Below are 14,418 nucleotides of genomic sequence, written 5' to 3' on the forward strand. Positions count from 1 at the left end.
GCCGCCGAACCCGCCGCTGGCAGCGGCGTAGCTTGAGGGCTCGGCGGACCGGGGCGAAGACGCCCTTGTTACGGTCGCTGGATGGAGAGCTGGGACGGGGACGGCGTACGCGCACGGATACGGGAGATGGCAGCACGGGATCCGGGGTTGGCGCGCTTCGGGGCGGACACGCACCGGTACGAGTTGTCGCCCGGGCTGCCGGAGGCGGAGATCCGAGCGTTCGAGGAATCCCACGGCATCGGTCTGCCGGTGGAGTACCGGTCCTTCGTCGCAGAGGTGGGCAACGGCCCTGCCGGACCCAGCCATGGGTTGATGCCGTTGACCGTCTCCCGCCCGGAGGCCGACGACGAGTGGGCCGTGGACGCCGAGTGGCGGGAAGACCGACTGCCGGGCCGACTCGCTGAGCCGTTCCCTGTCACCGCACCTCTGCCCGGCCGGATCGGCGCACCGACCGACGCATTGACCCGGGGCACGGTCACGCTGGCCGAACAGGGCTGCGGCATCTTCACACGGCTGGTCCTGAACGGCCCGCGAGCCGGCCAGGTCTGGCAGATCGATCCGGACTGGGGCGGCTTCGTACCGGTTAGCCCCGGCTTTCGCGCCTGGTACACGGACTGGCTGGAGAGCCCCTGAACACGGGTCACGCCGGGCCAGGCCAACCCGCCGACCTTCGACGTAGGCCACGTCACGAGTAAGTAAATCAGGCCACTCAAACTTGGTTGGCACACACTCAAGGTTCGGTGGCGCAGGACATCCCGTGCCACCGAACCTTGATCACGCGCCCGCGCGGGCACCGGTCGGCCTCGCCGGGCCGCCATCGGCCCCACCGTCCCCGTTACCTGCCCGAAGAACGCTTCGGAGGCCCGCCGACACCGTGCCCCGAGACCCTCACGCCGGAGCGCGTGGCACGGGGCATGGGTATGGAGCGGTGCAGGAGCCGCCGGGGGGCTTGCGGTGACGGGGAGAGGACGGGGCATGGCTCCGGTCGTCGTGGTGCACGGAATCCTCAACTACGCGAAGGGCGCGAAGCCCGCGGAAGCGGCGGAGCGCGGTGCGGAGAGATGGCGGGACCGACTCGACCAGGGCCTGCACGCGCAGCCGCGCACAGGTGAAGCCCTGTTCGACCGCACCAGGGCGGATACGTCGACAGCAGCCGGGAATCCGGCTGCCGACGGCAGCGGGTGATGACAGGGGCCCCACCCTCCCCCCCCAGCGGGGGGAGCATTTCTCGGCGCCGTCGTACTGGACGGTGACGCGGGTGGTGCCCCGCCCTGACCGGGTGGTTGGGGGACTGGCGTCCTCGTAATCGCCACGCGCCCGGGCAGGGCCATCCTGATGATCAAGGGCCGCCGGAGCGGAACTCACATGAACAAGCCTCCGGGTGTGCGAGCACGTCCGATCGAGCCGTACCGACCATGAGTTCTCTCGGCCCCGGTGGGCGGGTGGATCAGCGCAGCCCGGCGAAGAGGTCGTTCTCGGGCACGGCCGCGCCGGTGGTGTCCTGGACACGTGCGAAGGTCTCGACGCCCATCAGCTCGGTGAACCTCTCCTGGCCCATCCTGAGGAAGAAGATGTTCTCGCCCTGGCTGGCGTGCGCGGCCAGCGCATTGAACTTCTGGCCGCCGAACGCGGTGGTGTCCACCCAGGTGGTGATCTCCTCGTCGGGAAGTCCGATCTCGGCCATCGCGGTGGCCGCAGCGGGATCCGGCTCCTGCCAGTCCGCACCGAACTCGCGCATGACCTCCCCGAACCGCTGCATCGCCGAGCGGGGCGCCGTCGTCCAGTACACCTTCGGTGTCAGCGCGGTCATCGCCAGCGCCGCCATGGTGATGCGGTTTGCCTGGATGTGGTCGGGGTGGCCATAGAAGCCGTTCTCGTCGTAGGTGACGACCACATCGGGCTGGTAGCGCCGCAAGAGTTCCGCGAGTCGGGCAGCGCACTCCTCCACGGGTGTCTGCCAGAAGGATCCGGGGGCGTCATTGGTCGGCCAGCCCATCATCCCGGAGTCGGCGTAGTCCAGCATCTCCAGATGACTGACCTTCAGGACTTCGCAGCTTGCCTCGAGTTCTTGACGCCGCATCAAGGCCACGGCCGCCGGATCATGCCCGGGATCGCCCGGCTTGACACCCCCCGGTCCGTCACCGCAACCGCCGTCGGTGCACGTCACGAGGACCGTGCGAATGCCCTCCGCCGCGTACCGTGCGAGGACACCTCCTGTTCCGGTGGCCTCATCGTCGGGGTGGGCGTGTACCGCCATGAGCGTCAACGGCCGGTCATTCATGAAGCAGTCCTCCTGTGTGAAAAGGCGTCGGTCCGAGTCCGCGGCAGGCGTAGGAGCGGTCGCCCCTCGATATCGTTCGTCGGATGGCCGGGCGTACCGCGGACCCGAGGGCTCCGGACCATGTCGGGATGGCCTGTTGGTCTCTGTGTTCCCCCACCCCTGCGGCACCGGTCTCCTGGCCGGTGCAACACTGTCGGCCGGACCGGTTGTTCCCGCCGCACACCGGAACACCCCCTGAGCCTTGCCCTTCGCGAGAGCGCCGGCTCGCTGCACCGGCCCGGGCCGCGGGCAGGCCGATGCGCGGATCGCGACTCCTGACAGGAGGTCCGCGGCCTCCCGTGTGTGGGGCCAAGGGGCACGTCGGGCAGCCTCCGGCGGCTGGTTTGGCCTGGCCCTGGGGGAGCGGGGCTGCCACTGCAGGTCATCGCGTGGGGCAGAGGGGACGACGCGACGCCGGTCCCCGGCGAGGGCGTTGACGATGGCACCGGACGAGTGGTTGATCGCGTGGCTGATCTTCGTGGCGGTGAAAGCTTCGCCAGGGTGGGCGTTGAGGCGGTCGATGACTAACCGACGGAGGCCGCCCGGTGCGAGGCGTTTGGCTCCGTCGGGCGAGGTGGTAGGGGCGCTGGTTGGTTCGGTGGGCCCGGTGTGCTGGTCAGGCAACAGCGCGAGAGAAGCGGCCGGCCTGTTCCAACTCTGGGGCATCTGAATGCCCTTCAGAGATGTGGGTGGACTCGTCCGGCTGGGGCGGCGCATCGGTCATGCCTGCGGTTGACGCGTTGGCAGCCGCAGTGCTCTTGAAAGTGCTGGATCAGGCAGTCCCCACCGACACGGTTGACCAACTCGCCCCAGTCACAGGTTGCTCCGCCGCCCTCAGGGCCTGAGCCGCCCTGCCCCCTTCTTGTCCAGACCACCATCCGGCGATCTGCCCCCCCGGTCGTACGAGTCCGCTGCGCCCGCCGTGGTGCGAGCCAGCACGTTGGAAATGAACACCCTCATGGTGCAAGCTCAGTTCCGCCCTGCTTGCTCGTCAGGGTCTGGCCGTTGGGGTTGTTGAGGCCGAGACGCGCACGGACCTGTCCTGGTAGCAGGTCACCGACGTCACCTACCTGAAACAGGCTGTGGCGCCGCACTCAGAACCTGACGGCTGCCGCGCCGCATCACGACCTCGTTCGAGCTGTCCTCACTCTGCGCCTGAACACTCCGAATCGCGCTGCAAAGGGCCAGGATGTTCCTACGAAAAGTCAGCCTCACGTGTGCCTTGTGACCGCGTGCTCAGACAGCGGCGACGATGTCTGCGTGGGCGGTCCGCAGCAAGATGCGTGCGGCGTCCTTGGCGTGACGGGCGGCCTCTGGGGACCCAGAGATGGCCGCTGTGGTCATCGCGCCCTCGGCGAGGAGAACGAGGTGGTCGGTCAGCCATGTGGGTGCGTCGGCGGCGGCCACGAGGTCGGCGAGATATCGCCGGAAGGCATTCTTGTGGGCTTTCGCGATATCGGCCACAGCCTGGGAGGTCGCTCCCAGCTCCCCGAAGGAGTTGATGAAGCCGCAGCCTCGGAAGCCCGGCTCGTTGAACCAGAGGAACAGCCAGTCGAAGACTGCCAGAACCCGCTGCGTGGGGGAGTCGTAGGTATCCACGTACTGGGCCAGATCGCGAAGCCATCTCGCGTCCCGCCGCCTCAGGTACGCCTCGACCAGGGAATTCTTGGAAGGGAAGATCTGGTACAGGCGTTTGAGGGGCACCGCAGAGGCGGTGCGGATGGCATCCATTCCCACCGACTGTATGCCCTGGCCGTAGAACAGTTCCTCGGCAGCATCGAGGATCCGCTGCTCAGTCGCTTCGAGTTCCATCTCGATCACCCCATTCTCGAAAACGAACGTTCTCCCACGGTATAGCGCGCCAGGTCGCAAGTACACTCCCGGGTGCGGGCCGGCTCGTCGCCGTACGAGCCCTGCCCGGTCAGGGCCGGGCGTGTTGCCCGTTGCCCGCTCAAGCGAGCGCAAGGCCTGCCTGGGGCGACTCGGCTGATGCGGTGGCGACGCGAAGACCGGCGCGGTCCCGCCGGTGATCCCGTTCCTCAAGTGTCTCGGTCCAGTCGGCCAGGAGTTCGACGATGTCCACGCCGCGGCCGTGCTCATCACAGGGATCGGCGCAGCGAGGGTGGGGCGCGGGCGCCGAGGCGCCGGAGTCCGCAACTTCAATGCACACGGCCCGGCCCTCGAACGTGAGGCTCACGATCATGTCGGCTCGTCCGTGTTGGGCTGCGTTCCCCGCAAGCTCGCTGACGATCAGCAGGACGGAATCCTGATCCTCTGGGACAACGTCCCATCGGGCCAGCAGAGACGCGGCGAAGTGGCGGGCTGTGCATACCCAGCGTTCCTCGGCGGGAAGGGCGATCACGCCGTTCCGGTGCATGTCCGCATGAACGCAGGACGGCGCAGTGGTCGCGGAGGCGGTCCGGGGCTGTTCGCCGGCCGCGGGCGGGGCCGCCGGCGGAAGTTGCGTTGCGGTTTCCGAGAGGGTCATGGGAACGCACCATTGAACTCTGAGAACGTTCATTCTCGCATCTGGTCTCAGTCTAGAGAACGCTAGTTCTCCACGAAGGGCGATGAGGGAATTGCCGAATCTGGAGCAACGCCCCACGATCATCGCAGGGCAGAGAGCTTTCAGGGTCTACGGGGAAGTCCTGCCCGCCCCGCCGTAGATCCAGTGTCGGGACCTGGATCTACGGCGCGGGACCGGACGGTCAGAGGTCGAGGTCGCTCAGGCCGGGGTGGTCGTCGGGGCGGCGCCCCAGCGGCCAGTGGTACTTGCGCTCCGACTCCTTGATGGGCAGGTCGTTGATGCAGGCATAGCGCCGTCGCATCAGGCCGTTGTCGTCGAACTCCCAGTTCTCGTTGCCGTAGGAGCGGAACCAGTTGCGTGAGTCGTCGCGCCATTCGTAGGCGAAGCGCACGGCGATGCGGTTGCCGCCGAAGGCCCACAGCTCCTTGATGAGCCGGTATTCCGGCTCCCGGTCCCACTTGCGGGTGAGGAAGGCGATGATCTCGGCGCGGCCGGTGGCGAACTCCGCGCGGTTCCTCCAGCGCGAGTCCACGGTATACGCCAGGGCGACCTTCTCCGGGTCGCGGGAATTCCAGCCGTCTTCCGCCAGGCGGACCTTCTCGATGGCGGTCTCTCGGGTGAACGGCGGGAGCGGAGGGCGTGGGTGCTCGGTCATGTTGTCTCCTTGGGCTTGTGTCGTATTGCCGCCGGCGCGTGCATGTTCGGTCGGTGCTTAGAACGATCGTTCTCTCTATCATGTACGACTCTATGAGAACGATGGTTCTCGCGCAAGGGTTAGGCGCTGAGTTCCCGGTTGGCTGCGCAGGCGGCGTCGAGTTCTTGTGTGCATTCGCCCGGCCGGTCTTGCGTCGGGTGAGGTGGTCCAGGAAGGCCGCGGTCGGGAAACGCGTGTGCCCGGCGCTGTCATTGCATGCGGCGCGGGCGTGCGTTGGTGCCACGGCTGGCGCAAGACCGTGCCCCGCACGCCAAGCCGCCCCCACACTCCCCACCGCCAAGCCGTTGACCAGGAGAAATGCAGAAGTCCGGCTGGAGTGCCAGGCCCGTCCTCGCTGCAGATGAACCTGGACGCTGGCTGGCGCGCGGGCTGTAGACGGATAGCGGATGCGGTCGCGCTGCACACCGCCCCCTACTGCTGCGGTCGACGCCATTTGAGGTAAAGGCGCACTGCGAGGCATCAGTGGCGCAGGTCACATCCGCCGAGGTTATTCGAGTTTGAACTTCTAGACTAGTGTTCCATCCCGTCAAGAAGTTCCAATTCAAACAACCTGGAGAGCATCATGACCCGCAAGAGCCTCACCGCTGCTGCCGCTCTCGCCGTCGCTGGCGCCGTGACCACCGTGCTGACCACCCTGCCCAGCGCGTCGGCCACCCCGAACGGGGCCGCATCCCAGCCCGCCGCCACCAGTACGCGTCTCGGCACTGCCCCCTACCTGCCGCTGGCGGTGGCCAAGAAGGTCTCGGACATCGCGATGCAGAAGGGCATCGAGAAGGGCTACCCCGTCTCCGTGACCGTCGTGGACCGTGACGGCGTGGTCATCAACCAGCAGCGCGCGGACACCGCGACCGGCGCCACCGTCCAGGTCAGCTTTGAGAAGGCCTACGCCGCAGCCGGCTTCCAGACCCCCACCGCCGACCTGCAGAACGCCGCCAAGACCTCGCCCGGCTTCACCTACATCCCCGGCTTCAGCATCCTGCCCGGCGGCATCCCCATCAAGGTCGACGGCAAGATCGTCGGAGGTATCGGCGTCTCCGGCGCCCCCACCGGCGAACTCGACGCCGACTTCGCCAACGCCGCCCTGAAGACCCTCTCCTGACCCCGGTCATACCCCACCCGTGGGCCGCCCTGCCGCAGGCCGGGCGGCCCATGCATGTCCATGGGTGCATCGCCGGTCACCGGCCTGGGTGTCGTTAAGTCGTTCGGGGCTCCGCAACAGCCGTGAGCGCAGGTCGCTGATGAGTCGCTGGGGTCGGTGGATCCGTTCAGTGCCCTTTCAGGAGGGACGGGTTTCCGAGTTGGTCAGCCGGTCGACAAGGGCGCCGAGCCCCTTGCTGAGTCCGTCGAACTCTTCATCCGACAGGCCGTCGACGAACAATGCGCGGACGAGGCCGGCATGCCCAGGCGCGGCGGCGACGACCCTCTCCAGCCCTGCGTCGGTCAGGGAAGCGACGACCCCGCGGTCGTCGCCGGCGCAAGAGCGGCGCCGGACCAGCCCGGCCTTCTCCAGTTGTGTCACCTGGTACGTCAACCCGCTCTTCGAAGTCAGGGCTACGTCCGCCAGGACGGTCATGCGCAGCTCACGGTCCGGGGCGTCAGCGAGACGGCTGAGAACTTCGTACTGCTGATGAGACAGTTGCGCGTCGTCTCGCAGCTGCTGCTCGACCTGTCGCTCGATCAATGAGCTGACCAGCAGAAACGCTCTCCATGCATCCAGCTGGCGTTGATTGAGCCAAACCGTGTCGGCCACTGTGCCCTCCCACCTCGCCGTTCCGTAGTCCCGCCCCGTGGTTCCAATTTTAACTACTCCGGCGAGTAGGGAGTACTCGGGTCGATCGGGCAGCTGGACGAGGATGCCGTGACCCGGTCGGGCAGCGGTAGCGCATTGCTGCGCCGCTCCCAGGTTGGCACCGGCCCGACGGCCACCTCACCGGCCTTGCGGGGCGGACGGTCCGGGCTGCTGCCGCTGCTCTCCCACAGGCACCCGGCCGTGTGGGAGGACGAGGCCGCGTTCCGCCCAGAGCGCTGGGAATAGCTCGTTCCGGAGGCTACTCCGGCTGTCTGCCCTTCTGTCACGTCTCCGAGGGCTGGTGGGGACGGCACATGGTCATGCCGGTGGCCGAACTGGTGCTGGACCAGGTCCGCAGTTCCCGGCTCGTGGTCGACCCGGACCAGCGGGGCGGCCCGGGAGAACCGGTGGCCGACGCACACCGGCACCTTCGCCGGTTACGCCGCCCATGGGTCCAGCCCAGTGTCGTCGCGGAGCCGATTCTCGGGCTGCCAAGGGACTGAGCCGCCCGGCCTGGCATTGTCTGTGGGGTGGAGCTACGTCACCTTTCCGGATTCGTCGCCGTTGCCGAGGAACTGCACTTCGGGCGGGCCGCCGAGCGGCTGCACATCGCCCAGTCGCCGCTCAGTCAGCAGATCAGGCTGCTGGAGCGGGATCTCGGGGTCACGCTCTTCGAGCGCACCACCCGTTCCGTGCGGCTCACCGCCGCCGGGCAGGCGTTGCTGGAGCCGGCCAGGCATCTGCTGGCCGAGGCGTCCGCGGTGCGCCGTACCGTGCAGGCAGCCCATCTGGGAGAGGTCGGCCGGGTCACGATCGGCTTCGCGGGCGCCAGCAGCTACTCGGTGCTGCCCGTGCTCACCCGGGCCGTCACCTCCGAACTGCCCGGCATCGAGCTGGTCCTGGAGGGCCAGACGTACGCCGGTGAGGCGCTCGGCCGGATCGCGGAGGGCTCACTGGACGTCGGCTTCGTGGCCCTGCCCGTGCGGCGCGGGATCAGCACCCGGGTCGTCCGGATGGAGCGGCTGATGATCGCCCTCCCGGACAGCCATCCGCTCGCGCAGCGCGCGGACGTCTCTTTCGCCGACCTGGCGCACGAGCCCTTCGTGACCTTCCCGGTCTCGCGCGGATCCGCGGTGCGCGATGCCCTGGTACAGGCCTGTCACGAGGCAGCGTTCGCACCCAGGATCGTGCAGGAGGCCCCCGACTCGTACAACCTGCTGGCCCTGGTCGGTGCCGGGGTCGGCCTCGCCGTCGTGGTCGAGTCGGCGCAGGCCATCCGTCTGGAGCATGTGGTGTTCCGGCCGTTGGCCGGGGACGACGTGCCGGTGCTGCCGATCGCCCTCGGGTGGCGGACGGGCAATCCCTCGGCGGCGCTCAAGGCCGTGCTGCGCGTCGCCGAGCGTGTATTGCCGACCCCGCGGGGCTACGACGGCTGACGCGATTATGAGGGATGACATCTCAACGGAGGGGATTTTTGGTCTTGGACATGTCCTAATCCCGGGGTGCACAGTGGCCTGCATCCCGCCCAGGACCGGGGACGGCCGCTCGGCCCCGACGTAGCGGCGGGATCTGCCGCTACGAGAGGACGCTCGTCATGCAGCAAGACACCCCCGCCCCCAGAACCCCCGCCGCTCGGCCCTCCACCCGTGAAGCGCGTCGCGCCGGGATCAGCGCGTTCATCGGCACCACCATCGAGTGGTTCGACTTCTACATCTACGGATCGGCCGCCGCGCTGGTCCTCGGCAAGGTCTACTTCGCCGACGCCTCGCCCGCCGACGCCTCGCCCGCCGTCGGCACGCTCGCCGCCTTCGCCACCTTCTGGATCGGCTTCCTCGCCCGACCCCTCGGCGGCCTGGTCTTCGGGCACTTCGGTGACCGCCGCGGCCGCAAGAAGGCCCTTGTCGTCACCCTGACCATGATGGGCGGCGCCACCTTCTGCGTCGGGCTGCTCCCCGGATACGCGCAGATCGGCGCTGCCGCTCCGATCCTGCTGGTGCTGCTGCGGTTGATCCAGGGTATCGCCATGGGCGGCGAGTGGGGCGGCGCCGTACTCATCGCCACCGAATTCGCCCCGCCCAGACGGAAGTTGCTCTACGGAGCCTTGGCCCAGCAGGGGTCCCCCGTCGGCAACTTGCTCGCGACGCTCGCCTTCCTCGGCATCGCCCAGCTCCCCGACGCCGCCTTCGAGTCCTGGGGCTGGCGCGTCCCCTTCCTCGCCTCCGCCGTTCTCGTCGCCGTCGGCCTGTTCATCCGGCTGCGGCTCGCCGAGACCCCCGAGATGGCCGGCGTCCTGGCGCGGAAACAGACGTCCAAGCTCCCCGTCAAGGACGTGCTGTCCACCTACCCGCTGCTCGTCCTGCTCGGTGTGCTCGCGGGCACGGCCGGAGTCGCGATCACCTACGTCAAGACGACGTTCGCGCTGTCGTGGGCCACCACCGATCTGGGCTTCGACAAGTCCACCTTCCTCACCGTCGTCTCGCTCGCCCTCGTCGTCCAGGTGCTGGTGCAGCCCTTCGGCGCGGTCATCGCCGCACGGTGGCCGCTGCGCAAGGCCGTCCTGTGGATGCTGCTGCCCGAATTCGTGCTGCTGCCGCTGATGTTCGCGCTCGTCGGTACCGGGAACTTCTGGCTCGCCGTCCTCGGCATGAGCCTCGCCACCTTCCCGCACGCCATGTATTACGCGGCCCTTGCGGGCATCCTCGCCCGCGTCTACCCCGTCGAGGTCCGCTACACGGGCATGTCCCTCTCGTACCAGATGTGCACGGCTGTGTTCGCCGGGACGGCCCCGATGGTCTCCCAGTACCTGCTCACCGCCACTGGCTCCATCTGGTCCATCGTCGCTCTGGGCCTCGGATACGTCGTGATCACGCTTGCAGGCGTCCTGCCGCTGCTCACCCGCACCGGTCAGACGGCTCCGGTTCTCTCCCCGGAACCCGCCGCATCCCCCGCCTGATCAGGCCCTTCCTTCCAGGAGAACCCCCCGATGAACTTCGCCGCACAGGACCCGGCCCTGCGCCCCCTGCTGGACCGGGTCCTCGCCCCCGACGACCGTGCGCGCATCGAACCGCTGCTCGTCGAACTCGGTGCCCTCGCGGCCGGCGAGATCGACCGGCAGGCCAGGCTCGCCGACGCCAACCCGCCCCGCTTGCGCCCGTACGCCCCGGATGGCGAGCGCATCGACGACATCGACTTCCATCCGGCGCACGACCGGCTGGCCGAAATCGCCTACGAACGCTTCGGTCTCGCCGCCATGTCCCACCGCCCCGGCGTCCACGGCTGGCCCACGAAGACCCCGCACACCGTCAAGTACGCACTGTCGTACCTCTACGTCCAGTCCGAGTTCGGCATGGCCTGCCCGCTGTCGATGACCGACTCGGCCGCCCGCGTGCTGCGTCTCTTCGACCCCGAGCGCTACGCCGCCGATATCTCGGCGCTCACGTCCACCGACCCCGAACGACGAGCCACCGGGGCGATGTTCATGACCGAACGGCAGGGCGGCACGGATGTCGGCCTGACGGCGACCGTCGCCACCGACCACGGCACGCACTGGACGCTGAACGGCCGCAAGTGGTTCGCGTCCAACCCGGGCGCGGACGTCGTCCTCACCCTGGCGCGCGTGCCGGGACAGGGCGAGGGCACCCGAGGACTCGGGATGTTCCTGGTCCCGCGGCTGCGCCCGGACGGCTCCCGCAACGCGATCCGCGTCGACCGGCTCAAGGACAAACTCGGCTCTCGGTCCATCCCGAGCGGCGAAGTCACACTGGAGGACGCGTACGCGACACCCGTCGGTGAACTCACCCGTGGCTTCGCGCAGATGGCCGAGATGCTCAATGCCTCCCGGCTGTCCAACGCGATGCGGGCCACCGCGCTCATGCGCCGAGCGGTACGCGAAGCCGTGCACCACACCCGCCGGCGCGAGGTCTTCGGCCGACCGCTGTTCGACCAGCCGCTGATGCGGGCCACCCTGCTGCCCCTGCTGCTCGACGCCGAGGCCGCGCTGGGCTTCGTCCTCGAAGCCGCCACCCGCCTCGACGCCGCGGACGCAGGGGACGGCGCGGCCCGTGAGCTGGTGCGGATCCTCACTCCGCTCGCCAAGTACACCCTGTGCAAGCGTGCCCGCTCCGTCACCGGCGAGACCATGGAGATCCGTGGCGGCAACGGCTACATCGAGGACTGGGTCGACCCCAGGCTGCTGCGCGACGCCCACCTCGGCTCGATCTGGGAGGGCTCGTCGAACGTCATCGCGCTCGACGTACTGCGCTGCATGCGGCGTACGGACGCCCACCACACCCTCGCCGACACCTACGGCACCAGGCTCGGCGACCTGTGGCACACCCTGCGTGCCAAGGGCGACCGGATCCTCGAACTCCCGGAGGACGAACAGGAGATGAGCGTCGGACGCTACGCGGACGAGCTGAGTCGCGCCGTCATGGCGACACTGCTCCTGGAACAGGGCGACTACGAGTGGTGGGCGACCGGAAACGCCCGCAAGTTGCTCATCGCCCACACCTACCGCGCCCTCATCGACGATCCCGGCGCGCTGCCTCGTCCCGCCGTCGAGCGCCTCGCCGAGGTGGCCGACGGGGGACAGGTGCCGCTTGCCGACGCGAAAGAGGCCGCACATGCCTGAGCCGCTGTCCGGAATGCGTGTCGTCGATCTGTCGAAGATCCTCGCCGGACCCTACGTCACCATGTCCCTCGCCGACCTGGGCGCCGACGTCATCAAGGTCGAACACCCCGACGGCGGTGACCCGACGCGCAGCTGGGGCCCACCGTTCAACGGCCCCGACGCCACGTACTTCCTGGCCGCCAACCGCAACAAGCGCTCCGTCACCCTCGACCTCAAAGCCCCCGAAGGCCAGGAGGCCGCCCACCGGCTGATCGCCACCGCTGACGTCGTCGTCGAGAACTTCCGCCCCGGCAGCTCGCTGGCCCGCAGCTTCGACTACCGCCAGCTCAGCGAGCGCTACCCGCGCCTGGTCGTGCTGCACATCTCCGCCTTCGGCGAGCAGGGTCCACGTCGCGACGAACCCGGCTACGACATGGTGGCGCAAGCGTCCGCAGGCCTCATGTCCCTGACCGGCGAACCGGATGGACCGCCCGTACGCGCCGGATACGCGATGGGCGATCTCGGCGCCGCGCTCTTCGGGATCATCGGCGTCACCTCGGCGCTCGTGGAGCGCGAGCGGACAGGACGCGGGCAGTACGTCACGACCTCGCTGTACGAGTCGCTGCTCGCCCTGCACGTCAACTGGGCCACCGGCTACTTCGCCACCGGTGAGCGGCCCGCCCGCCTCGGCTCCGGGCATCCCAGCCTCGTTCCGTACCAGGCCTATCCGGCCTCTGACGGGCACTTCGTGATCGCGGTCGGCAACGACGCCCAGTTCCGCAAGCTGTCCGCGGCCCTCGGCCACCCCGAGTGGGCCGAGGACCAGCGGTTCGCCACCAACCGCGTCCGTGTCGACAACCGACGCGCCCTCAACACCGAGATGAACGCGGTCCTGGCCGACGCCACCGTAGCCCACTGGTGCGACCTGCTGACGGACACGGGCGTGCCCGTCACTCCCATCCGCACCCTCGACGAGGTCTACGACTGCCCGCAGACCGAAGCGCTCGGCATCGTCCAGAAGGCGGACCACCCCCTCGTCGGCCCGCTCCAGCAGGTCGCCTTCCCCGTGAACTTCCGCGGCGAGCGCCCTCCTGTGCGGTCCGCGCCGCCCACGCTGGGCCAGCACAGCCAAGACGTACTGGCCGAACTCGGCTATGACGAGGCGGAGATCGCCCGTCTGCTGCACCGTACTCCGCACCAGGCTCATGAGGACTGAACATGCCCTTCCCCTTGCTGGATCCCGCCGACCCGCTCGGCCTTGAACCCCTCCTGGGCGACGAGGAGCGGGACGTACGAGACACCGTCCGTCGGTACTGCGCCGAGCGGATCGAGCCCCACATCGCCGACTGGTTCGAGCGCGGCGCGCTGCCTGACCTGCAGGAAATGGCCCGGGGTTTCGGCAAGCTCGGCCTGCTCGGCATGCACCTTGAGGGGTACGGCTGCGCGGGCACGTCCGCCCTCGCCTACGGCATCGCCTGCCGCGAGTTGGAAGCCTGCGACTCGGGGCTGCGGTCGTTCGTCTCCGTACAGGGGTCCCTCGCCATGTTCGCCGTCCACCGGTTCGGGAGCGAGGAACAGAAGCAGGAATGGCTGCCGCGGATGGCGGCCGGCGAGGCCATCGGCTGCTTCGGTCTGACCGAGCCCGACCACGGCTCGGACCCGTCGTCCCTGCGGACCCGGGCCCGCCGCAACCGCGGCGACTGGATCCTCGACGGCCGTAAGATGTGGATCACCAACGGCTCGGTGGCCGAGGTCGCGATCGTGTGGGCGCGCTCCGACGACGGCATCCGAGGCTTCGTCGTCCCCACCGCGGCGCCTGGTTTCTCCGCGCCTGAGATCAAGCACAAGCTGTCGCTGCGGGCGAGCGTCACCAGCGAACTGGTCCTGGACAGCGTGCGGCTGCCCGCGAGCGCACTGCTGCCCGGGGCACGTGGCGTGTCCGCGCCGCTGACCTGCCTGAACGAGGCGCGCTACGGGATCGTGTGGGGCGTCACGGGTGCGGCACGCTCGGCCTGGCAGGCGGCCGCTCACTATGCGGCTCAGCGCGAGCAGTTCGGAAAGCCGCTCGCCGCCTTCCAGCTCACACAGCAAAAGCTCGTCGACATGGCGCTGGAGCTGCACAAGGCCACGCTCACGGCCCTGCACCTGGCGCGCCTCAAGGACGGGCCGGGAGTCCAACCCGCACAGATCAGTTTCGGCAAGCTCAACAACGTACGCGAGGCCATCGAGATCTGCCGCACCGCCCGTACGATTCTGGGCGCCAACGGCATCTCGCTGGAGTACCCGGTGATCCGGCACATGAACAACCTGGAGTCCGTCCTCACCTACGAGGGCACCACCGAAATGCACACACTCGCGCTCGGTCAGGCACTGACAGGGCACGCGGCCTTCCGCTGACAGTGCGCCCACGCCGACACCGGTTCGGCCTCGAACCGGGCAGCAGCCCGGACACCAAGCG

At 68.8% G+C, this 14,418-nt stretch carries 14 protein-coding genes; 9 read left to right on the top strand and 5 right to left on the bottom strand.

Going from position 1 to position 14,418, the window contains the following annotated elements; genetic code table 11:
- Window positions 1-81 precede the first annotated feature (81 nt).
- Entirely contained in the window at window positions 82-633 is a 552-nt protein-coding gene (locus tag AB0L75_RS24765; RefSeq protein ID WP_365184514.1) for an SMI1/KNR4 family protein, read from the top strand.
- A gap of 342 nt (window positions 634-975) precedes the next feature.
- On the top strand, window positions 976-1,185 hold the full coding sequence (locus AB0L75_RS24770; RefSeq protein ID WP_365184517.1) for a hypothetical protein: 210 nt from the start codon (window positions 976-978) through the stop codon (window positions 1,183-1,185).
- A gap of 262 nt (window positions 1,186-1,447) precedes the next feature.
- Here the strand turns inward: AB0L75_RS24770 and AB0L75_RS24775 are convergent, their stop codons facing one another.
- The 4 genes from AB0L75_RS24775 to AB0L75_RS24790 form a co-directional block, all read right to left on the bottom strand.
- The gene (locus AB0L75_RS24775) at window positions 1,448-2,281 is read right to left on the bottom strand and encodes a PIG-L family deacetylase (protein ID WP_365184520.1); all 834 of its coding nucleotides are present in this window, start codon (window positions 2,279-2,281) and stop codon (window positions 1,448-1,450) included.
- Window positions 2,282-3,556: 1,275 nt separating this feature from the next.
- Window positions 3,557-4,132, bottom strand: coding sequence for a TetR/AcrR family transcriptional regulator (locus AB0L75_RS24780; protein ID WP_365184523.1), 576 nt, complete (start codon window positions 4,130-4,132; stop codon window positions 3,557-3,559).
- Between the two features lie 139 nt (window positions 4,133-4,271).
- Window positions 4,272-4,808 carry an ATP-binding protein gene (locus tag AB0L75_RS24785; RefSeq protein ID WP_365184526.1) on the bottom strand — a complete coding sequence of 179 codons (537 nt, stop codon included), beginning with the start codon at window positions 4,806-4,808 and terminating at the stop codon, window positions 4,272-4,274.
- A 220-nt stretch (window positions 4,809-5,028) separates the two neighbouring features.
- Window positions 5,029-5,502, bottom strand: a complete 474-nt coding sequence (locus tag AB0L75_RS24790) for a nuclear transport factor 2 family protein (RefSeq protein ID WP_365184529.1) — start codon at window positions 5,500-5,502, stop codon at window positions 5,029-5,031.
- Window positions 5,503-6,124: 622 nt separating this feature from the next.
- On the opposite strand from AB0L75_RS24790, the gene AB0L75_RS24795 reads away from it, so the two are divergent.
- On the top strand, window positions 6,125-6,661 hold the full coding sequence (locus AB0L75_RS24795; protein ID WP_365184532.1) for a heme-binding protein: 537 nt from the start codon (window positions 6,125-6,127) through the stop codon (window positions 6,659-6,661).
- 177 nt (window positions 6,662-6,838) lie between these two features.
- On the opposite strand, the gene AB0L75_RS24800 is transcribed toward AB0L75_RS24795, so the two are convergent.
- Window positions 6,839-7,312, bottom strand: coding sequence for a MarR family transcriptional regulator (locus AB0L75_RS24800; protein ID WP_365184535.1), 474 nt, complete (start codon window positions 7,310-7,312; stop codon window positions 6,839-6,841).
- Between the two features lie 353 nt (window positions 7,313-7,665).
- On the opposite strand from AB0L75_RS24800, the gene AB0L75_RS24805 reads away from it, so the two are divergent.
- The 6 genes from AB0L75_RS24805 to AB0L75_RS24830 all read left to right on the top strand — a co-directional run bounded on the left by AB0L75_RS24805 (window position 7,666) and on the right by AB0L75_RS24830 (window position 14,357).
- A complete protein-coding gene (locus AB0L75_RS24805) occupies window positions 7,666-7,854 on the top strand; it encodes a hypothetical protein (protein ID WP_365184538.1) in 189 nt (62 codons plus the stop codon).
- 27 nt (window positions 7,855-7,881) lie between these two features.
- Window positions 7,882-8,787, top strand: a complete 906-nt coding sequence (locus AB0L75_RS24810; protein WP_365184540.1) for a LysR family transcriptional regulator — start codon at window positions 7,882-7,884, stop codon at window positions 8,785-8,787.
- Window positions 8,788-8,945: 158 nt separating this feature from the next.
- Window positions 8,946-10,304: an MFS transporter gene (locus tag AB0L75_RS24815; RefSeq protein WP_365184543.1), complete on the top strand. Its 1,359-nt coding sequence runs from the start codon at window positions 8,946-8,948 to the stop codon at window positions 10,302-10,304.
- A gap of 30 nt (window positions 10,305-10,334) precedes the next feature.
- Window positions 10,335-11,981: an acyl-CoA dehydrogenase family protein gene (locus tag AB0L75_RS24820; RefSeq protein WP_365184546.1), complete on the top strand. Its 1,647-nt coding sequence runs from the start codon at window positions 10,335-10,337 to the stop codon at window positions 11,979-11,981.
- Window positions 11,974-13,176, top strand: coding sequence for a CoA transferase (locus AB0L75_RS24825; RefSeq protein WP_365184549.1), 1,203 nt, complete (start codon window positions 11,974-11,976; stop codon window positions 13,174-13,176). Before AB0L75_RS24820 ends, AB0L75_RS24825 begins: the two co-directional genes overlap by 8 nt.
- A gap of 2 nt (window positions 13,177-13,178) precedes the next feature.
- Window positions 13,179-14,357 (top strand): acyl-CoA dehydrogenase family protein, encoded by a 1,179-nt coding sequence (locus tag AB0L75_RS24830; RefSeq protein ID WP_365184552.1) that lies wholly within the window; start codon window positions 13,179-13,181, stop codon window positions 14,355-14,357.
- Window positions 14,358-14,418: the final 61 nt, after the last annotated feature.

The organism is Streptomyces sp. NPDC052101 (assembly GCF_040680235.1).
In the GTDB taxonomy this organism is placed as follows: domain Bacteria; phylum Actinomycetota; class Actinomycetes; order Streptomycetales; family Streptomycetaceae; genus Streptomyces.